Origin of the sequence: Candidatus Centipeda massiliensis, assembly GCF_900290285.1 — a bacterium.
GTDB lineage: Bacteria > Bacillota > Negativicutes > Selenomonadales > Selenomonadaceae > Centipeda > Centipeda massiliensis.
The window spans coordinates 33,073-58,036 of the sequence record NZ_LT985758.1; the positions used below are offsets into that span (position 1 = coordinate 33,073).

Consider the following 24,964-nt stretch of genomic DNA (forward strand, 5'->3'; position numbering starts at 1 on the left):
CCTTAACTCCTGCTAAAAAATAAAATTTTTAGATGTCAGCCAGACCATGGTATTATTTACGCCCATTGATGAGAGTTGCGTCGTAAACAGCACCACAAAACAATGATATGATATTTTTGAGAAATGAGGGGTCTCGATGGATAGTATGGATATAGATACGTTGAGCTCCAAGACAACAGCGGATATGAACACTCTCTTTCAAGATTGGGAAGAGGTTCACAAGAAAAAAGGTTATGAACGGTTTATTCGTGACGGCATTGTATCACTGAAAGACTGGTATGAGCAGACAACCCCAAAAATTTGCTATTTGCTGAAAGAGGCTTACTCAGATAGTGACGGCTTTGACTTAGTCCAAGCGCTTCACGATGAAGATCCGTGGAAGATGTGGAAGAAGGTGGCTGTTTGGACGGAAGCCATCTTCCAGTCGTTTGGAGAGTGCAGTGCATATGACAAAGATCGTATTCAAAATAATAGCTGGAAAAATACAGATTGTATCGCCGTAATCAATATCAAAAAGAGCAATGGGCAATCGCAATCTGACAATCAAGAGATTGTTGCATACGCTGAGGCGGATCAAGATTTTCTGCGCAGAGAGCTTGATATTATCAATCCTGACATCATCCTGTGCGGCAATACCAGCGATTGCCTAAGAGCAATACTTGGCGACAGATGGAAGAATAATGAAACTAAGATGACGCTGTTCGGTCAATGGAACGGGAAACTGGTGATTGACTATTATCACCCAGCTTCGCAGTATCCTAACCGCATCAATTACTACGCTCTCATGTCTATTTGTCAGGTGGCTAAGAGAGAGTATGGTTTTTTGCAACAGTTTGTTCATCCGTGAGGGAGTGAGTGAAAATGCAAGTTCTGAAAGAATTGTTTTCCCTGTTTTTTTTGTGATTAGCTTTTTTGGCTTTTGTTACTTGTGGTGGAAGAAGCGTCGCGCACGTTTAGGGGCGGGAGAAGATTACAGATCAGATGCTCAATATTTGCATTTCAGTAAAATAAAACGAATTGTGGGTGCTGTTTGTATCGTTTCTCTTTTATTGGTTTCGGCGCTTCCCGGTGAAAACAGAGAGCAGAGTGTTGATAAGGATATTGCCGCGATGGTGAAGAAGCTGGATGAGACTACCCCTGAGAACATGAAAATAGACGCGCGTAAAGTCAGTAAGTTTGGTGTTTATGGACAAATTTGCGAGTATTGTGGCGCAGAATCCGAAACTTACAGAGAAATCAACAAAGAAGGTAAAGGACAACATATTTTAATTTCAGGTGAGTCGATATCAGATCTGGAAAAGTCTAAATGCGCAAAGAGTCCGAATGGACACCATCGCCTTAAGGTTTGGTATCTCAGGCGCTATCAGTATTCATCCGATGAAAAAAAGTGGGGAGAATTGCATAATGGAAATGTTCCGACAAGAGATACGGAAATGTACAAGCGATACTTATTAAATAGGTTCGAAAAATAACTCTTCCTGTTTATTCGTCAACTTTAATCTAAGAAAGGCTTCTAAAACAATATGATAAATACGAGGATAGCGCGGTTGCCAATCATACGCATTAGGTTTTACCGACCTTCGCTATTTGCTTGCGTTTTCTAAACCCTCGCTGATTCTTGGCATTCTGTGCTTTCTGGCATTTATCCTTGTCGCAGTATTCCTGCCGATTGTTCCTGCGAATGAAGAAGTCCCCGCAGTGGCGGCAGGTCATCATAACGCCCGTCAATCATCAAATCCGTGAATGGCTTCTCTTTTGGGAGGTCATTTATTTTTTTGCCAGATTGCACAAGCTGGAAAGTATGTATCCTTCCGAAATGTAATCCTTTTGCGTTACATCCGGGGGATGATGAGCGTCGCATACGAGGATGGCAGCCTAAGTGCCGTCCTTCAAATAATCAATCTCATAATCGGCAAAGCGGAAGCTGTGGTAGACAAGCTGTCCCAATCGTCAGCGGATGTCAGCCGGAAACGGCGGTTTCCCGCATCAAGTGAGGAGTCTTTCTGTTTCGAGAGGAGATGCGCCGTGAAGGACAGGAAACGACAACGGGAGAATCGGCGAAGAAAGCATCGAGAGGAGGGGCTTGAGAAGAAAAATATCTTCGAGGTCAAGGACATGACTGCCTACAATGCCGTCCAACGCATACGTCTTGGACGAAGAGTATACGGACATCCCGGAGCTTACCTCAGAAATTGTCCGCGAGTTCATTGAGAAGGTGTACATCTTCCATCCGGAAGTGGCGGACGGCAAACGCACCCAGAAAATCGTCATCGTGTGGAACTGCATCGGAGAGTTCAACACTCGGACTTTGGATGCGGAAAACGAACAGGCATAGCCGGTTTTACGGACTGGCTGTGCCATATTTTTTGCGAAAGCGGTATCCATAAGGGAAGTTATCAAATGAAAAACTCTTTGAACCAAGAACGGCTCAAAGAGTTTTTTCGTAGCCCATTACCATCGCTTTGTCTTGCGCCAGAATGAGGGGCGCAGAAGGATGAGCAGTGTAAATATTTCAAGGCGGCCGAGGAGCATGGAGAGGCAGAGAACAGCCTTTACAAAGTCCGAGAGCGGCGCGTAGGTGGAGGTGGCGCTTACGATGCCGAAGGCAGGACCGATGTTGCCGATGGTTGTGACGGCGACGGCGATCGCATCGAATGGGAGCAGTCCGTCCATCGTGAGGAGGAATGCCGTTACAAAGATGATCGCAAGGTAGAGGAAGAAGAACGTCCCAACGCGCAGCAGCATCGCACTGTCCACATGGGCACCACCCAGCGAGATGTCGACGACACGGTGTGGATTCAGCTTTTGGAGAATGACGGCGCGCGCATTGCGCACGAGAAGGATGAGGCGTGCGACTTTGATGCCGCTTGCGGTTGATCCTGCACAGCCGCCGATCATCATGAGGATGAGCAGCAGTAACTTTGAAAACGTCGGCCATGTTTCAAAATCCGCCGAAACAAAGCCCGTCGTTGACAGCGATGTCACCTGAAACACGGCGAAGCGCACGGCTGACGCGAAATCCAAGCCCATTTCGACGATGAGGTTCAGGAAGATGAGCAGTATGGAAACGAGGATTATGCAGAGATAGGTGCGAAATTCTGTGTTGCGAAGAATGACGGATGGTCCCTTGACCCACGCGCGGTAGTAGAGGGAGAAGCTGCCGCCCGCAAGGAACATGAAGAGCGCAGTCCACAGCTCGAACGGGAGATGGTGGAAGTGCATTGTGCTATCGTCGTATGTCGAGAAGCCGCACGTCCCGATGGTGGACATTGCATGTGTAACAGCAATGCTGAAATCTACCCCACAGAGCATGAATATGCCCGTTGTAAACGCCGTAAATATCAGGTAGATCTTGAAGAGCGCTATGGTCATGTCGCGCAGCCGCGGCATGACGCGATCCATCGTTGGTCCCCCGCCCTCGGCGTTATACATATAGATGGTACTCGCGCCGGACTGGGGGAGGAGTGCGATGAAGATGACAATGATGCCAAGTCCCCCGATCCAAGCCGTCATCATGCGCCAAAAGAGAATGCTGTAGGGGAGCGTGCCAAGCGACGAGAAGACCGTCGCGCCCGTGCCCGTGAATCCAGAGATGCTTTCAAAGAGTGCATCGAGAAAGCCAAGGTAGTTGCCGAGGAGGTAGGGGAGCATGCCGAGAAACGTCCCCGTAAACCAGCCAAACGCCGTGATGGCAATGCCCTCACGCGCCGTCAGCGCCTCGGCGGGCTTCCCGTAGCGGCGGAAGCCGACGCCGAGGAATGCACTGACGAGAACGGACAACATAAATGCCTGGCGACTCGGTTCATTGGCGGCGATTGCGAGTACGAGTGGGATCACGAGGGATGCCGCCATTGCGAACGAGAGGCGTGAGAGAATGTAGTTGACGGTGTAAATATTCATAGCATACTACCATTTATGCCCCGTATCCTCAAAGAGGATGCCGACAAAGAGAAAGGCGGCGAAGATTTCAATGCGCCCAAGGATCATGAGGAGGGCGCATACGATCTTTGTCCATACGGGCAGTCCGGCGACCGTATTCAGATCCGTGAGCGAGGCGACGCCGCCCGTCGTCGTGAGGCAGGAGACGGTCAGTGTGATCGTCTCGATGGGCGTGAGTCCCGCGAGTGCGACGAGAAGGCTGCTGATCGAAAAGACGGCGGCGAAGAAGAATGCAAGCACGAGAATCCGTCCCGCAGAATGCAGAGGGACGATTCCACCGCCCTGCCGTACGGAAAGTACCATGCGTGGATGCAGCGTACGGAGCAGCTCTGTCCATGCGAGAGAGATGAGTACGAGCACGCGCGAGATACGAAAACCACCCGCCGCCGAACCCATGCAGCCGCCAATCATGGAAAGCAGGATGAGCAGAAGCGTGGAGCCGTTATGAAAGGGAACCTCCTCCTGCAGCAGCAATCCGTTGGTCGAAAGAAAAGAGATTGCATAAAAATAGCTGTAGGAGAATGCTTCTGTGATTGGCTGCGTGCCGTGGAGCAGCGGCGGGATCACAAGGAGTGTTCCCGCAGTGCCAAAGAGGATAAAGAATGCGCGCAGTTCCGTATGCTGTGTGAGCAGTGTTCCAGATCGGCGCCGCAGCATTTGCCAAACGGTGAGAAGGGGCAGCGCCGAGAGCAGACTAACAAGTCCGGCACTGAGCATAAGAGGCGGTGAAGGGGGCAGCCCTCCCGTCATCGGCCCTGCGCCTGAGGAGATCGTAAAGAGGGCGAGAATGAGTGCGGGAAAGATTTCATCACCCACCGCGAGATAGATGATAACGGCGACTCCTGTGATGGCAATGTAGAGTAGAGTCATCTCGCGCATGGGATGCGTCATGCGATTCCAGAGCGGACTGAAAAGGCGCTCCTGCCGCACGTTGAAATCCACACCGAAGCAGCCGCCGACGACGGGCAGCACCGACACGAGAATGACGATGAAGAGCAGTCCGCCGAACCAACTCATGATCCCACGCCAGAGGATGAGGGTGGGGGGGAGCGTATTCCCGAGTGTTGTCATTCCCGTTGTCGTGAGTGCGGAGATGCACTCGAAGAACGTATCTGCAGGCGAGAGATGCAGCCCCGCCAGATGAAACGGCAGCATACTGAGTACGGCGAGTAGGAACCAGACAGAGAGGAGGAAAAGTGTGCCCTCCTCGATGGACAGCTGGCGCATGTGACTGCGTCCCATATTGCCGAATACCATGCCGAGAATGGCGGTCAAAACGCCAAGCGCGAGAAAAGAACCTGCGAGCGGATCGCCGTGTAAAAAACCGTAGCCAAATGGGATGAGGTAGAGCGGCGCAAAGACATAAGCGGTACGCCCCATCAGTACCCAGAATAAATCAAAGCGCATCAGTCGTCTCCAAAATAGGCAAGTGCCTTTTTTGCGAAGCTTTTGAGGACGAAGAGGATCACGCGGTCGCCCGGCTGCAGCTCCGTCATGCCGTTCGGAATTGCCGCCTCCTCATTGCGTACATAAGCGCATACGAGGCATTCGCGCGGGAGATTTGCGTTCATCAACTTCTTTCCGACGATGGGAGCACCGGGACTGACGATCACCTCCAGTGCCTCCGCGCGTGCGCCCTCAAGAAGGGTCACACGCGTCACATCGCCGCCGCGCGCGTAGGCAAGCACCTCGCTTGCGGAGAGAAGTCGTGCGGAGAGGGCGATATTGACGCCGACCTTCTCCATGAGGTCGATGTATTCATTGCGGTCGACGCGCACGACCGTCTTGATCTTGTTATCCGAGAGATGGCGTGCAAGGAGAGCCAGCATCAGGTTCAGCTTATCGTCCTCTGTCAGGCAGACAATGACATCCGCCTCAGCGACGCCCTCCTCTGTGAGAAGGTCGATATCTGTACCGTCACCGCAGATTGCAAGACCCGTGGTCAGCTTCTCCGCGAGCAGTTCGCAGCGTTCACGATTTCGGTCGATCACCTTCACCTGCACGTCCTGTCGTTCCAGCAGAAGTGCGAGCGCGCGCCCTGTCCGCCCAGCCCCGATGATGGCGGCGCGTTTTAGCTTATGCGTGTCGCTCGGTACGAGGCTTTGGCTGAACTCCTCAATGCGTTCGGGCAGCCCGATGAAGTAGGCATTATCCCCCGGGAGGAACATATCGTCGCCATGTGGAATAATCATGCGATGATCGCGGAAGATCAGCCCTGCGAGCACGCCGTGTGGCAGTGTCAGTGATTTGAGTTCCTTACGGGCGATGGCGGAGCGGCGGCGGATGCGCGTCTCGAAAAGGCGCACCTTGCCCTGTGCAAAGTCCTCTACGTTGAGTGCGGCGGGGGTCATGAGGATGCGGGAGATTTCATTTGCCGTGATGAGCTCTGGATTGAGCACGAGATCAATGTCAAAATTCTCTTTGAGATACTGTCCTGCCTGTACCGTAACACTCATGTCGCGGATGCGCGCGATTGTGTGCGTGATGCCGTGTTTTTTCGCAAGCACGCAGGCGACGATGTTCACCTCGTCGCTCTCCGTCACGGCGATGAGGATGTCCGCGCTCTTGATGTCGGGATCATTCATCGTGAGCGGACTGGCGATATTTGCCTCGATTGTCAGCACATCGAGCGTCGTCTTCGCCGCCTCAAGCTGACTCTCCTCGCCGTCCACGACGACGACATCCATGCCCTCCTCCGAGAGCAGCGCCGCAATGCTGTAGCCCAACCGTCCCGCACCCGCAATTACAATCCGCACGATGAGTCCCTCCTGCGTTTCTCGAATAGAATATAAAAAGTATACCATAAAATATGAGATTGGGATAGAAACGGATGATATGCGGCAAGGGTATTTTTGTCGAAATGAGAAATTTGTGTTAGACTATGTCATAGCAGTTTTTGGAGAGAGGTGATTGTTTGCTGTGCTTTTCGGGGGTGTCCGTGGACTATGGAACGGGGGAGGATGCCGTACACGCGCTTGCCAATACGTCGCTCTGTGTGGAGCGCGGAACGGTACTTGCGCTCATCGGTGCGTCGGGCTGTGGCAAGTCGACGCTGCTGCGCGTTGCGGCAGGACTTCTGCGCCCCACTGCGGGCACGGTGACGGAGGGCGGTGCGCCCCTCGACCCGCGTCGGCTGCGCATCGGCTTCCTGCCGCAGAACTATGGATTGCTTGCGTGGAAAACCGTGCGTGAGAACATCCTGCTCGGCGTGCGGATCAAGGGAGAATGGAACGCACAGCGGATGCAAACATTCGATGAGATTGTCTCGGATCTCGGGCTGACCGAACTGCTCACGCGCTATCCGCGTGAACTCTCGGGAGGCCAGCAGCAGCGTGTGGGACTCGCGCGTGTCTTTTTGCTCGCGCCCGATCTCCTCTTGATGGATGAGCCGTTCTCCGCGCTCGATGCGATCACGCGCGAGTCGATGCAGGAGGTCTTTCTCTCGCTTTGGCAAAAGTATGCCGTTACGACCTTGCTCGTGACGCACTATGTGGAGGAGGCACTGACGCTTGCAGGTAGGATTGCCGTTATGCGTGGGACACCGGGGCGCGTGACCGAACTCATTGACAATCCCTTTGGAGGCGATCTTTCGCACCGTTCCTCACCGAAGTTCTTTGCGATGGGACAGCGCTTGCGTGCAAAAATTGCAGGGGGAGGTGTCTGATGGGCAAGATTTCACTGCGGATGTTTGCGCTCGGTATCCTGCTCTGCCTTGCCCTTTGGTGGAGCATGGCACAGCTTCTTCAAATGCCCGTGATCCCGTCGCCCGTGCAGGTGCTCCTGCGCCTCGCGGCGAAATTCCCCGATACGATTGCCATTCATGCGGGATACAGTCTCATGCGCATCATGCTTGGGCTGCTTGCTGCCGTTGCTGTGGGGTATCCTCTCGGTGTTGTGATGGGCTATTTCCCGCGCGCGAACCGCCTCCTTGCACCCATCCTCTATCTGACCTATCCTGTGCCGAAGATCGCGCTCCTGCCTGTCGCCATGCTGCTTTTCGGCGTAGGGGAGGCGAGCAAGCTGCTGCTCGTATTCCTCATCATTGTCTTTCAGGTTGTCGTCGCCGTGCGCGATGCCGTCGCCGCAATCCCGCCCGAGACGTATGCGCCGCTGCGCGTCCTCGGCGCGTCATTCCCTCAGATCGTACGACATATCATCGTGCCCGCCTCCCTGCCGAAGTTTATCACGGCGGTGCGCGTGGCGATGGCGACGGCGATCTCCGTGCTGTTCTTCACAGAGACGTTTGGCACGCAGTATGGCATTGGCTACTATATCATGGATGCGTGGCTGCGCGTAAACTACCTCGATATGTACGCCGGCATCGTCGTCCTCAGCACGATGGGGCTGCTTCTCTTCATCCTGCTCGACTGGGCAGAGCGGAGGATGTGCGCATGGAACCATACCGTATGAAAAGCAGGGCGGTGTTCTGCGTGAATACTTCTTATCAGTAGCTTTACAATCCATACTGAAAAATGGTAAGATGGGCGCGTGAGTTTATGCCGCATGGGCATTCTTTTGGAAAAGGGTGGTACGCAAAGATGAATGAACTTCTCTATAAAATTCCTGCCAATACGCCGCGCGAAGAGATCATTCGTCAGCTTCAGGCGCATCCGGAGGTGCGCTTCGTCTCGCTTGTCGGCATCGACATGGCGGGCAATGATACGGACGAGAAGATTCCCGTGCGGATCTTCATGGAGGACATTGAGAAATTCTACAACGGAACCGCCGTGCAGACGGATGGATCCTCTGTGGTTCTTCCGAAGATTGCAACGATCAACAATGCGAAGGTGGATCTTCCGATTGATCCTGCGGTCAACTGGTTCGTGGACTACGATCCCGAGGGCACGGATGAGGAGACGGGGCTTCCGATTGGGACACTGCGTATTCCGTCCTTTATCATTCACGAGGAGAAGCGTGTCGACTCGCGTGCGGTACTTGTGGATACGCTCGCATACGTGAAGAAGGAGCTGCTGGACTTTTTCCATGCCAATCCAAAGATCTCGGGCAGTCCGAGCCTGAACGGTGCAGATATTGTGGACATTGCGTTCACGTCGGCAACAGAGCTTGAGTTCTGGGTCAAGACTCCGCTCGACGACAACGCATCCATCGAGGAGATGTCCGCCTCGCAGGTGATGAACGAGCAGTATTGGGAGCGTACGCACGGAGCGGTACGCACGGCGCTTGAGGACTGCATTATCCAGCTTGACAAATACGGTTTCCACATGGAGATGGGGCACAAGGAGGTCGGAGGGCTCAAGGCGCAGATCAATGAGAACGGGCGCATGACGCACGTCTGCGAGCAGATCGAGATCGACTGGCAGTACGATAGTGCCGTGCAGGCGGCGGACAACGAGCTTTTCGTTCGCACGTTCGTCCGCGAGATCTTCCGCCTCTACGGGCTTGAGGTCAACTTCAAGGCGAAGCCGCTGATCGGGCTTGCGGGCAATGGTGAGCACACGCATCTCAGTCTCGCGGCAATCACAAAGGATGGCAAGCGTCACAGCCTCTTCGCTGCGGACGATCAGAACGCGCACTATATGAATGCGGTCGGCTACGGCGCACTCATGGGGCTGCTCAAAAACTATGAGGTGATCAACCCGTTCGTCTCCGCGACGAACGACGCGTTCAACCGTCTGAAGCCCGGCTTTGAGGCTCCTGTCTGCGTCGTCACGTCGTTTGGCGCATCGCCTGCGATCCCGTCGCGCAACCGCACGGTGCTTGTAAGTCTGATACGCGACCTCAAGAATCCGCTTGCGACGCGCTTTGAGCTGCGTGCGACAAATCCGTACTCAAACACCTACCTTGTCATCGCTGCTTCCTATCTTGCAATTCTGGACGGCATTCGGTATTCGGCGGGGCGTACGGCGGAACAGCTGCTTGCGGAACTCTCGAAACAGCCGGGAGAGTCGGCAGGCTATCTTGAGAAAGACCGTGCCTATCGGAGCGAGGAGGACGTATTCGAGCACTATACGGCGGACGAGCGTGACGCACGCTTCGGCAAGCCGCCCGCGACGGTTTGGGAGAATATGCTCGGCTTTGATCTCTACTCCGAAAAGGTGGCGGTGCTCACACAGGCGAATACACTCCGTCCGCAGATCATCGACTCGTTCCGTACGGGAGCACTCCTGCGCTGGAAGATCGAGCTCATCAGCCGCATTATTCCCGAGAACCGCAACATCGTCCGCCGCATGAAGGAGATCAAGAGTGATTTCGTGACGGATCAGGATGCCTATATGTGGAACAAGATCCACGATCTGCGCATCTACCTCGCAAAGGACACGATTGACGACAAGGCTCTCTTTACACTGCTCATCAAGGCGCTCAATGAGGGGGACTATCCGACTGCATCCGCGCTGCAGCTTGAGATGTATGCGAAGATGGAGGAGCTCAAGGAGCTCTACGACGCATATAAAAAGAATATGATCTGAATGTATGAGGCTCTGTTCCACGAAGGCAGAGCCTCTTTTAAAAAATAAAAGTCAAAAAATCAAAGAAAAACATTTGACTTTTTGACTTTATCTGTTATAATGGGGGCAAGAATGATGAAATGAACTGTGGAGGGACAGATTATGGAACAGGATAAATACACGGCGCGGACACTTGCCGCGCTGCAATCGGCACAGCAGATCGCGGCGATGCGCTACCATCAGGAAATCACGTCGGTGCACGTACTGCTCGCACTCGCGAAGGAGCCGGAGGGCTTGCTTGCAACCATCTTTGATGTCTGCGGCGTTGATCTGCCGATGCTCAAGGCGCGGCTCGAAAAGGAACTTGCCGCCATCCCGAGCGTGCGCGGGACGAATCGTCTCGGCATGGGGATGGATATGGTGCGCGTGCTCGGGCGAGCCGAGGAACTGGCGAAGTCGATGAAGGACGAATACGTCTCGACGGAGCACCTCCTGCTCGCACTCATCACGGACGGGAGCGACGAGGTACAGAGCATCGCGCGTGAGTTCCGTCTGACGAAGAGCGCGGTGCAGGAGGCGATTCAGAAGCATCGCAAGCAGAATGTCACGAGCGACAACCCAGAGGAGGGCTATCAGTCGCTCGAAAAATACGGACGCGATCTGACAGCGGCTGCGCGTGCAAACAAGCTCGACCCCGTGATCGGACGCGACGAGGAGATCCGTCGCTCGATTGAAATTCTCTCGCGCCGGACAAAAAACAACCCCGTGCTGATCGGTGAGCCGGGCGTTGGCAAGACGGCGATCGTCGAGGGGCTTGCTCGCCGCATTGTGGCAGGGGATGTGCCCGAGTCGCTGAAGAACAAGACGCTCTACTCGCTTGATATGGGCGCACTCGTTGCAGGTGCAAAATTTCGCGGCGAGTTTGAGGAACGCCTCAAGGGTGTGCTGAACGAAATCGCAAAGTCCGAGGGGCAGATTTTGCTCTTCATCGACGAGGTGCATACGGTTGTCGGTGCGGGTGCAGCAGAGGGTGCGATGGATGCGGGCAACCTATTGAAGCCGCTTCTTGCGCGCGGTGAGTTGCGCTGCATTGGTGCGACGACGCTGAACGAGTACCGCAAGTACATCGAGAAGGATACGGCGCTCGAACGCCGCTTCCAGCCCGTCATGGTCGGTGAGCCGAGCGTGGAGGACACGATCTCGATTCTGCGCGGGCTCAAGGAGCGCTACGAAGTGCATCACGGCGTGCGCATTCGTGACGCGGCACTCGTTGCGGCGGCGACGCTCTCCGACCGCTATATCTCTGACCGCTTCCTGCCGGACAAGGCAATCGATCTCGTCGATGAGGCGGCGGCGAAGCTGCGCACGGAGATTGAATCCATGCCCGCACCGCTTGACGAGATTCGGCGCAAGATTCTCCAACTCGACATCGAGGAGGAGGCATTGAAAAAAGAGACGGACGAGGCGTCGAAGGAAAAGCTTGCCTCTCTTGTTGCAGAGAAGGAGGAGCTGCACGCTGAAGAGGCGAAACTCCAAGCGAAGTGGGAGGAGGAAACACAGTCCATTCTGCGCGTGCGTGCCATCAAGAAGGAGATGGACGAACTGCGCGGCGAGATGGAGGCGGCGGAGCGCGCCCAGAACCTTGCGCGTGCGTCGGAGCTGAAATACGGAAAGATGCCGGAACTCGAGAAGAAGCTTGCGGAAGAGGAAGCGGCGATTGCCGCCAAGGCGGACGGTGAGCAGATGCTCAAGGAAGAGGTCGGCGAGGAGGACATCGCGCGTGTCGTCAGCCGTTGGACGGGTATTCCCGTGACGAAGATGATGACGGGCGAGCGCGAGAAGCTGCTCCGCCTTGAGGAGGTGCTGCACGAGCGCGTCGTCGGACAGGACGAGGCGGTGACGGCAGTCAGTGAGGCAATCCTGCGTGCGCGTGCGGGCATCAAGGATCCGAACCGTCCGATCGGTTCGTTTATCTTCCTCGGCCCCACGGGCGTCGGTAAGACGGAGCTTGCAAAGACCCTCGCCGAATCGCTCTTTGACGATGAGCGGAGCATGATCCGCATCGATATGAGCGAGTACATGGAGAAGCACAGTGTCTCGCGTCTCATCGGTGCGCCTCCGGGCTACGTCGGCTACGATGAGGGCGGACAGCTGACGGAGGCGGTGCGCCGCCGCCCGTACAGCGTCATTTTGCTCGACGAGATCGAGAAGGCGCATCGCGACGTGTTCAACGTGCTGCTGCAGATTCTCGACGACGGGCGTCTGACGGACGGCAAGGGGCGTGTCGTGAACTTCAAGAACACGGTCATCATCATGACAAGCAACCTTGGCTCGCATGAGATTCTGAGCAAGGACTACGCCGAGGCGGAGCAGGCGGTGCGCGCACTGCTCAAGGAGTATTTCCGCCCCGAGTTCCTGAACCGCGTGGATGATACGATTGTGTTTAAGGCACTCACAAAGGACAACGTGAAGCGCATCGCGGCGATCATGCTCGCGGCACTCAGCAAGCGTCTTGAGCGTCAGGCGGATATTCAGCTGACGTGGGACGATGCGGCGATTACGGCACTTGCAGACGAGGGGTTCGACCCCGACTTCGGTGCGCGTCCGCTGCGTCGCCTGCTCACGCATACCGTGGAGACGGCACTCTCGAAGAAGATCATCGCGGGTGATGTGCGCGGCGGCGATACCGTGGAGCTTGGCTTTGACGGGACGGAGTTTACGTTTAAGAGATTGTAAGAATAGGGGGCTGCTCTTTTTTCGGAGCAGCCCTCTTTTCGTATCAAAGGTTACAGTACTTTTTCATCGCTGTGCGTTATAATCATCACACAGAGATGATGATGTACGATAATATAGATAAAGGAGAGAACCCATGGAAAAGGTACTCGATTTGAAAAAGACGGTCGCCGAGCTGGTGGAGGAGAATCCCGAAGTAAAGGAGATCATGGCGGGGATCGGCTTTAAGGAGATTACAAATCCCGTCGCACTGAATGTGATGGGGCGCATTATGACAATCCCACGCGGTGCGGCGGTGAAGGGGATTGAACTCTCGAAGGTCATCGCGGCGTTCGAGGAGCGCGGATATCAGGTGATCAGCGATGATGCACAGTCGCGTCAGGGACGCATACGGAACTTTATCGAGCGTCTTTCCGACGGTGAGGATCTTGAGTCTGTCCGAAAGGACTTCGTGCAGGAGTTCAGCCACGTTGACGCACAGGAGATCATGACGGCGGAGCAGACCCTCATCAAGGAGGGGATGCCGATCACAGAGGTGCAGCGTCTCTGCGATGTGCATTCGGCGCTCTTTCACGGCGTGGCAAGCGAGCCGCCGGCGGGTGCGCTTTCACATGACGAGATTCACGCACAGGCGGCATCGGTGAATCCCGACGATATCGACGCGCTGCCCGAGGGGCATCCGCTCACGATCCTGCGTGCGGAGAATGCAGCACTTGAGACCCTGCTTGACACGATTGAGGGCGAGCTGGACGGTGCAAAGCGTACGGAGGTCATGCTCCAGCACATGCTTGCACTCGGTGATGTGCGCTCCCACTACATCAAGAAGGAAGAGCTGCTGATGCCGATTCTCTACGACTACGGTGTCACGGGACCCTCGCAGGTCATGTGGGGCATCGACGATGAGATGAAGCGCGAGCTCGCCATGGTTATCAAGGCACTTAAGGCGGATGAAGAGACGCTGCCCATGTATGAGGCACGGATCCGTGCACTCACGCAGCGCATCCGTGAGATGATCTTCAAGGAGGAGAAGATTCTCTTCCCGCTCAGCCTACGCTATTTCACGCAGATGGAATGGTATCGCTGCTATCATGACCTGCCGGATATGGGCATCTCGTTCGGCGTTCCGATTCTCGCATGGGAGGCGGCGCAGCCGTGGCTCGATCAGGAGGCAGCGCGTCTCGCACAGTCCCAGGTGGGAGGGAAGCTCCAGTTCCCAACGGGCGAACTGTCGATGGAGCAGCTGACGACAATCCTTCAGCTCCTGCCCGTGGACATCACCTTTATCGACAAGGACGATGTGGTTCGCTTCTTCACGAACGAGGGGCAGGTATTCACGCGTCCGCTGTCCGCACTCGGACGCGATGTGATCAACTGTCATCCGCCCGAAATCATCCCCGTGGTGCGGAATCTGATTGCCGACTTCAAAGCGAAGAAGCGCACGCAGATGATTGTGCACCGCTACATCCGCGAGCGTCCGATCCGCGTGCAGTATCAGGCGATGTATGATAAGTCGGGCGAGTACATTGGCACGGTCGAGTTCGTGACCGACCACGCAGAGCCGTTGGAAAAATTCCGTCGCTGAGACGTGACATAAGGATATGACAATACAATGAGTTCTTAGGCATGAACTGGCACGAAGCCGCTTCATGCCTTTTTTGATTGGATTCCTTTAGTCTTGACATTATTTATTGAAGTGCATACTATGATACTAGTAATTGTATAAGGAGGGGCAGAAATGAACAAACGTGAAGCCTATGAAAAGCTTGTAAAAGATGCGCGGAAGTTCTATCAAGAACAGGATGGATCTTCTTTTCTGATGCCGCTTGATGAGACGTTTGGTGTTTGTGAAGAAATCAACCTTTATACCTATTGGCAGGGCAGAGGATATGCCGAAACGACGCCGGAAATCAAATACTTGTTGGTTGGACAGGACTGGGGCAACCCATATTCTGCGCCGAAGACTTTTCAAGATAGGATCAGAGAGATTATCAGCGGAAAAGATTTACCGTATATCAGCGACGAAAAGAGCATGGACAGTGGGTTTCAAACGGATAAAAACTTGATTGAGCTCTTTCGTCATTTGGGTTATGAAATTGCACAACAGCGGTACGATGAGCTTTTCTTTACGAATTTTTGCTTGGGCTATAGGCGTAAAGAAAGCAGCAGGGGCATGAAGAAGGAACTCATGAATAAGGACAGGGAGCGTTTTCGGGAGTTATGTGCCATATTGCAGCCAAAGAATATTTTGTGCTTGGGACGTATGAGCTTTGAATGTGTTTATAAGGCACTCGTAAAAGGATCCAGAATACCATATAAGGGCTATATGAAATATATCGAAGAACATCCACAGATCAACGCGGATCCTGCGTATGGGGGCGGGGTGATATATCCGCTGGCACATTGCGGCGGTCTTGGGATAAGGAATCGACCATTGGAGCAGCAAATTGAAGATTGGAAGTGGGTCGGGGAGACCTCCATGCAATGAGATGAAAAAGGAGGGGCTGCGATGTCTCGGCAGGAACGCAGGCGAATCGCGGAAGAAACCATACAGATTACGCATCAAGGCAGGTACCAAAAGCATGGCAAAACAATACTTCTTCCCAAAGAGGACTATAGCGCAGCAATTCTCATAGATGACAAAGAGGCAAAACGCTGTGGAGAAGCCGTAAAAAGTGGCTGCTCCATATCAGATACTCCTGATATCTATGTTTTGGATGTAGATTCTTTTGCCTGTGCCGAGGGAATGGAGAACGTCCTCGTAATGAATTTCGCCAATGCACATGTACCCGGTGGCGGATTTCGAAATGGCGCAAATGCACAGGAAGAATGTTTGTGCAGAGAGAGCACGCTCTATCATTCAATAGGCGGCGATGCGGCATACGAGATGTATGACTATAACAATCGTCGGAAAAATGCCTGTGATTCCGACTACATGATACTATCTCCCCATGTATGCGTCTTTCGGGATCTTCATGATGATTTTTTGGATGAGCCGTTTCTGACCTCTGTCATTACGATTCCTGCACCGAACCGCAACGGTGCGGCGCGGGAGGTTTCTCCCGCTGTGCTGTCCCGTGTAATGCAATCAAGGCTAAGGAAAATGTTTGCCGTTGCCGCAGCGCATGGGTATTCGTCACTCGTTCTTGGCGCATGGGGATGCGGTGCATTTGGGCACGACCCGTATAGCGTTGCAAAGTATTTTTATGATATTCTTATGGATGAAGGGTATCACAAATACTTTCAGACAATAGCATTTGCAATTATTGATAGAGGTGAAAAGAAAAATTTTCGCGCATTTGCAGATGTCTTTCAGGATGTTGGAACAATATGCACCAATGATACATCTGAAGCCGTGACAGCAGCACCGGGATTTTATCAAACAAATAAATCATCCGTCCACCAAGAGAACACATCTGCGTTTGGTGTAGTGCATTCAAAAAGGCTCACGGAAGAACATTGATCGAAGTCTGTCAAGAAAAATACTTGACAGGCTTTTCGTTTGCCGTTATAATTCCAACAGTGTTTAGAACAGGTGATGTGCATGGAGCGACTTTACGAGCTCGCACGGCTGTATGATCTCTACGGCGGGCTTCTCACGGGAAAGCAGCGGGAGTGTCTGCGTCTGCACATCGCGGAGGACTTTTCCCTCGCGGAGATTGGCGAGGAGCTGGGCATCACGCGGCAGGCGGCGCATGACAATATTCGCCGCGCAGAGCGTGCGCTCACGGAGATGGAGGAGACACTCGGACTCCTAGCGCGTCAACAGGCACAGGAGCAGGTACTTACCGCCATCTGTGCGGAGCTTCGTGCACTCAGAGAACCGATTGCGTGTGCTGATGTGCGGCGCATCGCGGACGAACTGGAACAATACACATCACAGGATGATACGAAGGAGGTGGGAGAATGATCTTTGAAAATCTGTCCGATCGTTTGCAGGGGATCTTCAAGAAGCTGCGCGGACATGGAAAGCTGACCGAGGACGATGTCAATGATGCCATGCGCGAAGTGCGGATGGCACTCCTCGAAGCGGACGTGAACTTCAAGGTCGTCAAGGACTTCGTCAAGCGCGTCAAGGAGCGTGCCGTCGGGCAGGAAGTGCTCGACACGCTCACGGCGGCACAGGCGGTCATCAAGATCGTTGACGAGGAACTGACCGCACTGATGGGCGGGACGGAAAGCCGGCTCAACATCAGTCCGAACCCGCCGACCGTCATCATGCTCGTCGGCCTTCAGGGCTCGGGTAAGACCACATCGGCGGGCAAGCTCGCGCTCATGCTCAAGAAGCAGGGCAAGCGTCCGCTGCTCGTCGCGGACGACATCTATCGCCCCGCCGCTATCAAGCAGCTCGAAGTGATCGGCGAAAAGGTCGAAGTGCCCGTGTTCTCGCAGGGACAGGAGGATGCCGTCGCCATTGCGCGCGCCGCAATCGGTCATTCGGCATCGCACGCAAATGATGTTGTCATCATCGACACGGCTGGACGTTTGCAGATCGACGAAACGCTCATGCAGGAGCTGCGCGACATCAAGGCGGCGGTAAAGCCACACGAGATCCTGCTCGTTGTCGATGCGATGACCGGTCAGGAAGCCGTCAACGTCGCACAGTCCTTTGATGAATCACTCGGACTTGACGGCGTTATCATGACGAAGCTGGACGGCGACGCACGCGGCGGCGCTGCGCTCTCAATCAAGGCGGTCACGGGGTGCCCCGTAAAGTTCGTCGGTATGGGTGAGAAGCTCGAACCGCTTGAGGTGTTCCACCCCGACCGCATGGCATCGCGCATCCTCGGCATGGGCGACGTGCTCTCTCTCGTGGAGAAGGCACAGGAGAACTTCGATCTTGAGAACGCGAAGAAAATGGAGGCGAAGCTTCGCAAGAACGACTTCACGCTCGACGACTTCCTCGATCAGCTACAGCAGGTGAAGAAGCTCGGCTCGCTGAACAGCATCCTCGGCATGATTCCGGGGATGGGCAATCTCAAGAAAAAGCTCGGCGATCAGGAGTTTGATCTCGACGGCAAGGAGATGCGTCAGCTGGAGGCAATCATCCGTGCGATGACGCCGAAGGAGCGCGCGGACATTACGATCATTAACGGCAGCCGCCGCAAGCGCATCGCTGCGGGCAGCGGAACACGCGTGCAGGATGTGAACAAGCTGCTCAAGCAGTTTGGTGAGATGCGCAAGATGATGAAGAAAATGAAGAAGATGAAGGGCAAGGGTGGAATGCCCTCCATGCCGTCACTCGGCGAGATGGGATTTCCGAAGATGCCATTCTTCAAATAACACAGTAAATATCACACAACGAAAGGTGGTGAGATTATGGCAGTCAAGATTCGTTTGAACCGCATGGGTGCGAAGAAGAATCCCTTTTATCGCATTGTGGTCGCCGACTCGCGTGCACCGCGTGACGGTCGATTCATCGAGATCCTTGGAAACTACGATCCGTCGAAGCAGCCCGCCGTCGTCAGCATTGACGAGGAGAAGGCAATCGATTGGATGAAGAAGGGCGCACAGCCGACCGATACGGTCAGGAACCTCCTGAGCAAGAACGGCACGATGGCGAAATTCGTCGAGGCAAAGCGTCAGAAGGACTGACAAATACAGCGCGTGAGCGGGGGATCCATCTCGGTGATCTCTCGCGGCGTGCGTATTGCGATGAGGAGAGACGACCAGCGTGAAAGAGATAGTCGAGGTTATCGCAAAATCCTTGGTCGATCATCCGGAAGCTGTCGTCGTTGACGAAACGCAGGATGATCAGGAGATCATATTGAGACTTCGTGTGGCAGAGGATGACATGGGCAAGGTCATTGGCAAGCAGGGGCGTATCGCAAAAGCGCTGCGCAGTGTCGTCAAGGCTGCCGCGACGAAGGAGAATAAGAGGGCGATGGTCGAGATCGGCTGAGCCTATAGGAAGCATGGCAACGGCGTGCGTCTCAGACGGTCGCCGTTTTTGCATAAGGAGAGATACAGGGTGGATTCTATTTCAATCAAGGTGCCTGTCACCGTTAAAGCAAAGCTGACGGAGAAGCTGCGCGCAAAGATGCTCAAGGAGATGGAGGAAGGTCTCAGTCGCGCGGAGCTTGAGGTGCAGCAGCTCGGCATTCAAGAGAAGCGCGTCATGCAGGAAGCGGAGCAGGGCGAGCTGACGCCGCAGGCGATCCAGCACATCAATGCGATTCGGCAGGAGCGTCAGCGGCGGATCGACTACATCGAGGAGACGACGGCACATCGCGAGGAACTGCAGAAGTTTGTCGAGGGCGCGGAGATCGTGCAGGGCACCCTTGAGCGACAGGTCGAGGCAAAGGTCGGCGACGATATGCGCGAGCTGATGAACGTCGAGATTTTGGTGGAAGATGACAAGATTATCGCCATCCGTTCCTGACGGACGTATCGTTATCGGGCGCGTTGGTGCGGCACACGGGATTCACGGCGACCTGCGCATCATTCCACTGACAGACTTTCCCGAGCGGTTTTCTGCGCTGCGCGAAGTCATGGTGGGGGATGAACTCCTACACGTCGCGCATGTAAAGCCGCAGGGGAAGAACTTTCTCATGCGCTTTCGTGAGTACACCGTCCGCGAGGACGCGCAGCGCTTGACGGGACGGCTGCTTACCGTTGCACGCGCGGAGGCAGCACCTCTCGATGAAGGCGAGTACTACGTCTTTGATATTGTGGGGCTGACGGTGTACGATGAGGAGGACAATGAGCTCGGCTCGGTCGAGAATGTTCTCCGCACAGGCAGCAACGATGTCTATGCTGTGCGCAGTGAGGATGGGCGCGAGCTTCTCATACCTGCACTGCGCGCGGTTGTGCAGTCGATTGACGTGCCGAGCGGACGTATGACGGTACGTCTGCCGGAGTAGGCGGATGCGGAGAAGATTAAGATGCTTCTCCGTTCCGCTTTTTCTTTGCGGAAAATCTTTTCTCATGTTATAATAAATCAAATTGTTTCGGTTTTTTGGGGAAGCGTTGACCGAGTATGTTCATGCTTCCTGCATTCAAAAGGGGACGGAATATGCTCACCTGTATCACGCATTCGCCTGAGGAGACTGCGCATTTAGCGGGAACGATTGGTAAAATCATCCACGAGGGGACGGTGATCTGCCTCGATGGAGAACTTGGGGTGGGCAAGACCCTCTTCGTGCGTGCGCTGGCGCGGACGCTCGGCGTGGAGAGCGATGTGACGAGTCCGACGTTCAACCTCATGAACATCTACGAGGCGGCGTGTCCCATCGTGCATTTCGATCTCTATCGAATTGAATCCGAGGAGGAACTCGAGGACATCGGCTTCTATGAGTATGTGGAGGCAACGGAGGGGATCGTACTGATCGAGTGGGCGGAGAAATTCCCCGATGCGATGCCCACCGACCGTCTGCAGGTGAACATCACGGCGCTCGGGGCAGAGCAGAGGCAGTTTACCTTTGCCGCCGAAGGGGAATTGAGCACGGCACTGTTGGAGGAGTTGAGCGAGATTGTCGATCCTGAGCATTGATACCTCCTCACAGGTTTCGAGCGTCTCTGTCCTCTCGGCAGAGTGTGTTGCGGCGGAGATCAGTATGCAGGGGGCGCTGACGCATTCCGAGACATTGATGCCGCACATTGAAACGGCGCTTGCTATGGCGCGCGTGAAAAAGGACGAACTCGATGGAATTGCCGTCAGCATTGGCCCCGGTTCCTTTACGGGGCTGCGCATCGGGCTGGCATCAGCAAAGATGATGGCATACGCCCTGCACATTCCTCTCATTGCAGTACCGACACTTGAGGCGCTTGCCCATCACTGTGTATGTGAGGGTGTGCGCCTCGTTCCTGTGATGGACGCGCAGAAGGGGAATGTCTATGTGCAGGAATTCACATGGCGTGCAGACGGAGATGCACTGACCCTTCATGAGGAGAGCTCCCTTGCGATTCTGCCGCTCGCAGAGGTTATTGCGGGACTCTCAAAAACGGAGCAGCCTGTGCTCCTGCTCGGGGATGCCATGCAGAGGAAAGTGGATGTCGAACTGCCCGTAAACGTACGTCTTGCACCGATTCATGCGCGTATGCCGCGTGCGGCGTGTGTGGGGCTTGCGGCGCTTACCCGCCTTGCACGCGGGGAGACGGACGATCCCGTGACAGCTGTCCCGCTTTACCTGCGCCGCAGCGAGGCGGAGGTGCTCTGGGAGAAGCGTCACGGCACGGAGGGGGCGCAGTGATTCACTTTCGCACACTCCTGCCCGAGGATGCGGAGGGCGTGGCACGCGTCGAGTGCGAGAGCTTCCCGACACCGTGGTCGCGTGAGGACTTCTGGCGTGAGGCATCGAACGATTTTGCCTGCTATATCGTCGCGCTCGATGATGCGGAGATCATCGGCTTTGGTGGCTGCTGGATCTCGTTCGAGGAGGCACAGGTGACGAATATCGCACTGACAGCGTCGCAGCGGGGCAGGGGACTGGGGAAAGTCCTCATGGAAAAGCTCATGCGTGTGGCCGCAGAGCGTGGTGCGGAGCGCATGACGCTCGAGGTGCGCCCGTCGAACACACCTGCACTCCGCCTTTACGAAGGGCTGGGCTTTGCTGCGATCGGCGTGCGCAAGAAATACTATCAGGACAACGATGAAGACGCGATCCTGATGTGGCATACGAAGCTAAAGGATTTTGTAAATGAAAGACGTGCAGGAGAAACTGACGCTCGGGATTGAGACGAGCTGTGACGAGACCTCGGCGGCGGTGCTGCGCGGAACGCGTGACCTGCGCTCGTGCGTGATCGCGACGCAGATTCCGATTCATCAGAAGTATGGCGGCGTTGTGCCCGAGATCGCTTCGCGCAACCACATCCTGAGCATCCTGCCCGTCGTCGAGCAGGCGCTTGAGGAAGCGAACGTCCGGCTTGCGGACATCGATCAGGTCGCCGTCACGTATGGTCCCGGGCTTGTTGGGGCGCTCCTCGTCGGTGTGTCGGCGGCGAAGGCACTCGCGTTTTCCCTCGGCGTGCCGCTCATCGGTGTGAATCACCTCGAGGGGCATATTTTTGCGAACTTCCTCGCGACGGAGGAGCTCACGCCGCCCTTTATGGCACTCGTTGTCTCGGGCGGGCATACGGCACTCGTCGATGTCGCGGACTACGAGACGTTCCGCCAGATGGGCAGGACGCGCGATGATGCGGCGGGCGAGGCGTTCGATAAGGTCGCGCGCGTGATGGGGCTTCCGTACCCGGGAGGCCCCGAGATCGATAAGCTCGCACGCGAGGGCGATCCCGCTGCAATCGACTTCCCGCGTGCACTCGCGCAGGAGGGGAACTATGAGTTCAGCTTCAGCGGACTGAAATCCGCTGTACTGAATTATATCAACAGCGAGAAGATGAAGGGGCGCGAACTGAACAAGGCGGATATCGCCGCCTCGTTTCAGTCCGCCGTCGTCGAGATACTCGTGCACAAGGCGTTCGAGGCGATTTGCGAAGCGGGGCGTGATACACTCGTCCTTGCGGGCGGTGTTGCGGCGAACAAGGCACTTGAGCAGCGTCTGCGCGAGACGGCAGCAGCGAAGGGCGTGCGTTATCTCTACCCGCCGCCGCGCCTGTGTACGGACAACGCCGCCATGATCGCCTGCCGCGGCGCATATCAGGCGGCGGCAGGGAAGTGCTGCGATCTCTACCTGAACGCCGTACCGGGGTTGGACTTTCAGTGAAATGATGTTGGGCTGATGTGTGACGCATCGGCTCTTTTTATTTGTCCATAAGTCCTCATGACAAAGAGCAAGGTCTTTTCGTTGCAAGTATGAACGTCGTTCGCTATAATAAAATTGTCAATGGTCGAGGGGGGCGGACGCATGGAACTGACGGCACGTATGCGGGCGATTCTGTCTGCACTTCTCGCGGCAGACAGCTATGTGCCCGCTGAGCGCATTGCCTCCGAAGTCGGCGTCAGCGCGCGTACCATCACACGTGAGATGCACGGGCTAGAGATGGAACTGATGCCGTACGGCATTGCACTTCTCAGACGCACGGGCGCGGGCTTTATGCTTGCGGGTACGGCGAAGGATCTTGCCGACCTGCGCAAACGAATGACAGAGGATGCGGACACACAGAGGGAACTTTCCCCTGAACAGCGTCGCTCCGTTCTTGCAAGCCGGCTCCTTATGGCGGACGAGCCGCTCAAACTCTTCACGCTTGCGCGGTTTCTAAACGTGACGGACAGTACCGTCAGTCATGATCTCGACCGGCTGCAGTCGCAGCTTGCGGCGCAGGGGATCACGCTCGTACGCCGACCCGGTCTCGGGGTTTATGTCGAGGGGGCGGAGCGGGACATCCGCAGTGCACTTGTCCGCATCATCCATGACTGCATGGATGAAGTGGAGCTGCTCGCACTCGTTGCCGATGACGGTGCGGAGGGGGCGGCATCCGCGGCGGATCGGGCTCTGCTCGGTCTCGTTGACGGGGCACAGGTACGGACGATTGACGATATCGTTGCCGGGGAGACGCAGGGGCGGGATATCCCCGATGCCGCGCGTGTCGGTCTTGTCGTTCATCTCGCACTTGCCGTGCAGCGCATGCAGCAGGGCGATGCGATTGCAATGAATGCAGAGGCACTCGGGCAGCTGCGTCGCACGGAGGAGTTCCACGCGGCACAGACGATTGCAGATCGTTTGGAAGGGACGTTTTCCCTCACGGTACCCGAGGCGGAGGTCGGTTATATCACGATGCACCTTCTCGGTGCACGCTCTGTTCCGCTGCCGCTTGGCGCGGGACGTGTGGATAACTTTCGCCTTGTTCAGATTGCGCAGTCCATCATACGTCGTGCGGCGGAGAAGAGTGGTGCGCCGCTCCTGCGGAATCGCAGTCTGCTCACGGGGTTGGTTCAGCATCTTGCGCCGGCTCTGCATCGGCTGAAGCTCCACATGGACATCCGCAACCCGCTGCTCGCGCAGATGGAGGAGGAGCATCCGGAGCTGATGGAACTTGCGCGTTACGCTGCAGTTATGATGGAGGATGAGGCAGGAGTACCGCTCCCCACTGACGAGATTGCCTACATCGCGATGCATCTTGGTGCGGCGCTGACGGAGGCGGGCGGGGATCGTCCTGCCGTGCGCGTGCTCGTCGCCTGTCCGACGGGGCTCGGGACGAGCCGTCTGCTCGCGAGCCGCATCCGACGCTCGTATGAGCACATCCGTGTGGTCGGGGAGCTTTCCTCCCTCGCACTCACGGAGCGGGAAATTCGGCGACGGGAGGCGGATTTCGTGGTATCAACCGTACCCCTGCCGCAGCTCTCCGTTCCCGTCGTTGTTGCGAGCGTGTTCCTGACTGCGGCTGACCGTGCGCAGATCGACGCTGTGCTCGCCGCCTGTGCGCCGCATCATGCTTCGGTACAGGTGGAAAAGCCACTCTTCACGGCGGCGATGGCAGAGCTTCACCGACTGAGTGGTGCGGTTCATGCCGTGCTCGCAGACTTTGTCCTGCGGGAGGGAGACGGAGCGCAGTCGGTGGAGGATTTGGCACACAGTGCCGCACACCTTCTCCTCTCGGAGAAGTCGGCAGCGGAAGAGCTTGCAGCTGCAATCCTGCGGCGAGAGCAGATCGCTCCGACCTTTGTCGCACCGCACGTCATTCTCCTCCATGCGCGGATCACGCGTGCGAGAGAGCCGCATTTTGGCGTGCTGCGCCTTGCGGAGCCGTTTTCCTGCGGGGAGGAGACGATCCGCGTGGCACTTGTTATGTGTGCGCCCAAGGAGGGCGATGCGGGCGCAAACGTTCTTGGACGAATTGCAGCGCAGATCGCGGAGCGTCCTGCATTCATGGATATTCTCGCGCAGGGCAGCGCGGAGGAGATTCGCCGCGAGTTGGAATATGTTTTGGAAGAGTATGTTCGTGAATGCCTCGAACAGCTCTTGTAGATAAATTGAGTTTTTGAAGGGGGA

At 55.6% G+C, this 24,964-nt stretch carries 24 protein-coding genes; 21 read left to right on the top strand and 3 right to left on the bottom strand.

The annotated features are described in order from the left end of the window. Window positions 1-136 precede the first annotated feature (136 nt). The 3 genes from C8273_RS11575 to C8273_RS11585 all read left to right on the top strand — a co-directional run bounded on the left by C8273_RS11575 (window position 137) and on the right by C8273_RS11585 (window position 2,335). Window positions 137-847 (top strand): uracil-DNA glycosylase family protein, encoded by a 711-nt coding sequence (locus C8273_RS11575; protein ID WP_106627862.1) that lies wholly within the window; start codon window positions 137-139, stop codon window positions 845-847. Next, a complete protein-coding gene (locus C8273_RS11580; RefSeq protein ID WP_106627863.1) occupies window positions 834-1,472 on the top strand; it encodes a hypothetical protein in 639 nt (212 codons plus the stop codon). Before C8273_RS11575 ends, C8273_RS11580 begins: the two co-directional genes overlap by 14 nt. Before the next feature lie 656 nt (window positions 1,473-2,128). Next, window positions 2,129-2,335, top strand: coding sequence for a DUF4368 domain-containing protein (locus C8273_RS11585; protein ID WP_234344086.1), 207 nt, complete (start codon window positions 2,129-2,131; stop codon window positions 2,333-2,335). 116 nt (window positions 2,336-2,451) lie between these two features. Here the strand turns inward: C8273_RS11585 and C8273_RS11590 are convergent, their stop codons facing one another. Genes C8273_RS11590 through trkA form a run of 3 tightly spaced genes read right to left on the bottom strand, consistent with a single transcriptional unit; the run spans window position 2,452 to window position 6,695 of the window. Next, complete coding sequence (locus tag C8273_RS11590; RefSeq protein ID WP_106627864.1) at window positions 2,452-3,900, bottom strand: TrkH family potassium uptake protein; 1,449 nt, start codon at window positions 3,898-3,900, stop codon at window positions 2,452-2,454. A 6-nt stretch (window positions 3,901-3,906) separates the two neighbouring features. Continuing rightward, window positions 3,907-5,346 (bottom strand): potassium transporter TrkG, encoded by a 1,440-nt coding sequence (locus C8273_RS11595; RefSeq protein ID WP_106627865.1) that lies wholly within the window; start codon window positions 5,344-5,346, stop codon window positions 3,907-3,909. Beyond that, window positions 5,346-6,695 (bottom strand): Trk system potassium transporter TrkA, encoded by a 1,350-nt coding sequence (trkA, locus tag C8273_RS11600; RefSeq protein WP_106627866.1) that lies wholly within the window; start codon window positions 6,693-6,695, stop codon window positions 5,346-5,348. Before trkA ends, C8273_RS11595 begins: the two co-directional genes overlap by 1 nt. A 158-nt stretch (window positions 6,696-6,853) precedes the next feature. Here trkA and C8273_RS11605 point away from each other — a divergent pair, with 158 nt between their 5' ends. The 18 genes from C8273_RS11605 (at window position 6,854) to C8273_RS11690 (ending at window position 24,940) form a co-directional block, all read left to right on the top strand. After that, window positions 6,854-7,603 carry an ABC transporter ATP-binding protein gene (locus tag C8273_RS11605; protein WP_106627867.1) on the top strand — a complete coding sequence of 250 codons (750 nt, stop codon included), beginning with the start codon at window positions 6,854-6,856 and terminating at the stop codon, window positions 7,601-7,603. Then, complete coding sequence (locus C8273_RS11610) at window positions 7,603-8,349, top strand: ABC transporter permease (protein ID WP_106627868.1); 747 nt, start codon at window positions 7,603-7,605, stop codon at window positions 8,347-8,349. Before C8273_RS11605 ends, C8273_RS11610 begins: the two co-directional genes overlap by 1 nt. Window positions 8,350-8,477: 128 nt before the next feature. Next, entirely contained in the window at window positions 8,478-10,367 is a 1,890-nt protein-coding gene (locus tag C8273_RS11615) for a type I glutamate--ammonia ligase (RefSeq protein ID WP_106627869.1), read from the top strand. 141 nt (window positions 10,368-10,508) lie between these two features. Continuing rightward, window positions 10,509-13,082 carry an ATP-dependent chaperone ClpB gene (clpB, locus tag C8273_RS11620; protein ID WP_106627870.1) on the top strand — a complete coding sequence of 858 codons (2,574 nt, stop codon included), beginning with the start codon at window positions 10,509-10,511 and terminating at the stop codon, window positions 13,080-13,082. A 133-nt stretch (window positions 13,083-13,215) separates the two neighbouring features. Next, entirely contained in the window at window positions 13,216-14,661 is a 1,446-nt protein-coding gene (locus C8273_RS11625; RefSeq protein ID WP_106627871.1) for a DUF438 domain-containing protein, read from the top strand. 153 nt (window positions 14,662-14,814) lie between these two features. Continuing rightward, window positions 14,815-15,564 carry a hypothetical protein gene (locus C8273_RS11630; protein ID WP_106627872.1) on the top strand — a complete coding sequence of 250 codons (750 nt, stop codon included), beginning with the start codon at window positions 14,815-14,817 and terminating at the stop codon, window positions 15,562-15,564. A gap of 21 nt (window positions 15,565-15,585) precedes the next feature. Further along, window positions 15,586-16,539: a TIGR02452 family protein gene (locus tag C8273_RS11635; RefSeq protein ID WP_234344089.1), complete on the top strand. Its 954-nt coding sequence runs from the start codon at window positions 15,586-15,588 to the stop codon at window positions 16,537-16,539. Window positions 16,540-16,620: 81 nt separating this feature from the next. Beyond that, window positions 16,621-16,986, top strand: coding sequence for a YlxM family DNA-binding protein (gene ylxM, locus C8273_RS11640; RefSeq protein ID WP_106627873.1), 366 nt, complete (start codon window positions 16,621-16,623; stop codon window positions 16,984-16,986). Continuing rightward, window positions 16,983-18,359 (top strand): signal recognition particle protein, encoded by a 1,377-nt coding sequence (gene ffh, locus C8273_RS11645; protein ID WP_106627874.1) that lies wholly within the window; start codon window positions 16,983-16,985, stop codon window positions 18,357-18,359. Before ylxM ends, ffh begins: the two co-directional genes overlap by 4 nt. A gap of 36 nt (window positions 18,360-18,395) precedes the next feature. Further along, the gene (gene rpsP / locus C8273_RS11650; RefSeq protein WP_106627875.1) at window positions 18,396-18,671 is read left to right on the top strand and encodes a 30S ribosomal protein S16; all 276 of its coding nucleotides are present in this window, start codon (window positions 18,396-18,398) and stop codon (window positions 18,669-18,671) included. A gap of 79 nt (window positions 18,672-18,750) precedes the next feature. Beyond that, on the top strand, window positions 18,751-18,978 hold the full coding sequence (locus C8273_RS11655; protein ID WP_106627876.1) for a KH domain-containing protein: 228 nt from the start codon (window positions 18,751-18,753) through the stop codon (window positions 18,976-18,978). A gap of 69 nt (window positions 18,979-19,047) precedes the next feature. Then, the gene (locus tag C8273_RS11660) at window positions 19,048-19,458 is read left to right on the top strand and encodes a YlqD family protein (RefSeq protein WP_106627877.1); all 411 of its coding nucleotides are present in this window, start codon (window positions 19,048-19,050) and stop codon (window positions 19,456-19,458) included. Beyond that, complete coding sequence (gene rimM, locus C8273_RS11665) at window positions 19,430-19,939, top strand: ribosome maturation factor RimM (RefSeq protein WP_106627878.1); 510 nt, start codon at window positions 19,430-19,432, stop codon at window positions 19,937-19,939. The genes C8273_RS11660 and rimM overlap by 29 nt, the downstream gene beginning before the upstream one ends. 152 nt (window positions 19,940-20,091) lie before the next feature. After that, on the top strand, window positions 20,092-20,568 hold the full coding sequence (gene tsaE, locus C8273_RS11670) for a tRNA (adenosine(37)-N6)-threonylcarbamoyltransferase complex ATPase subunit type 1 TsaE (RefSeq protein WP_106627958.1): 477 nt from the start codon (window positions 20,092-20,094) through the stop codon (window positions 20,566-20,568). Next, complete coding sequence (tsaB, locus tag C8273_RS11675) at window positions 20,549-21,268, top strand: tRNA (adenosine(37)-N6)-threonylcarbamoyltransferase complex dimerization subunit type 1 TsaB (RefSeq protein ID WP_106627879.1); 720 nt, start codon at window positions 20,549-20,551, stop codon at window positions 21,266-21,268. The genes tsaE and tsaB overlap by 20 nt, the downstream gene beginning before the upstream one ends. Continuing rightward, a complete protein-coding gene (rimI, locus tag C8273_RS11680; protein ID WP_106627880.1) occupies window positions 21,265-21,753 on the top strand; it encodes a ribosomal protein S18-alanine N-acetyltransferase in 489 nt (162 codons plus the stop codon). Before tsaB ends, rimI begins: the two co-directional genes overlap by 4 nt. Then, window positions 21,716-22,738, top strand: a complete 1,023-nt coding sequence (gene tsaD, locus C8273_RS11685) for a tRNA (adenosine(37)-N6)-threonylcarbamoyltransferase complex transferase subunit TsaD (RefSeq protein WP_106627881.1) — start codon at window positions 21,716-21,718, stop codon at window positions 22,736-22,738. The genes rimI and tsaD overlap by 38 nt, the downstream gene beginning before the upstream one ends. Before the next feature lie 141 nt (window positions 22,739-22,879). After that, the gene (locus C8273_RS11690; protein ID WP_106627882.1) at window positions 22,880-24,940 is read left to right on the top strand and encodes a BglG family transcription antiterminator; all 2,061 of its coding nucleotides are present in this window, start codon (window positions 22,880-22,882) and stop codon (window positions 24,938-24,940) included. The last annotated feature ends 24 nt before the right edge of the window (window positions 24,941-24,964 follow it).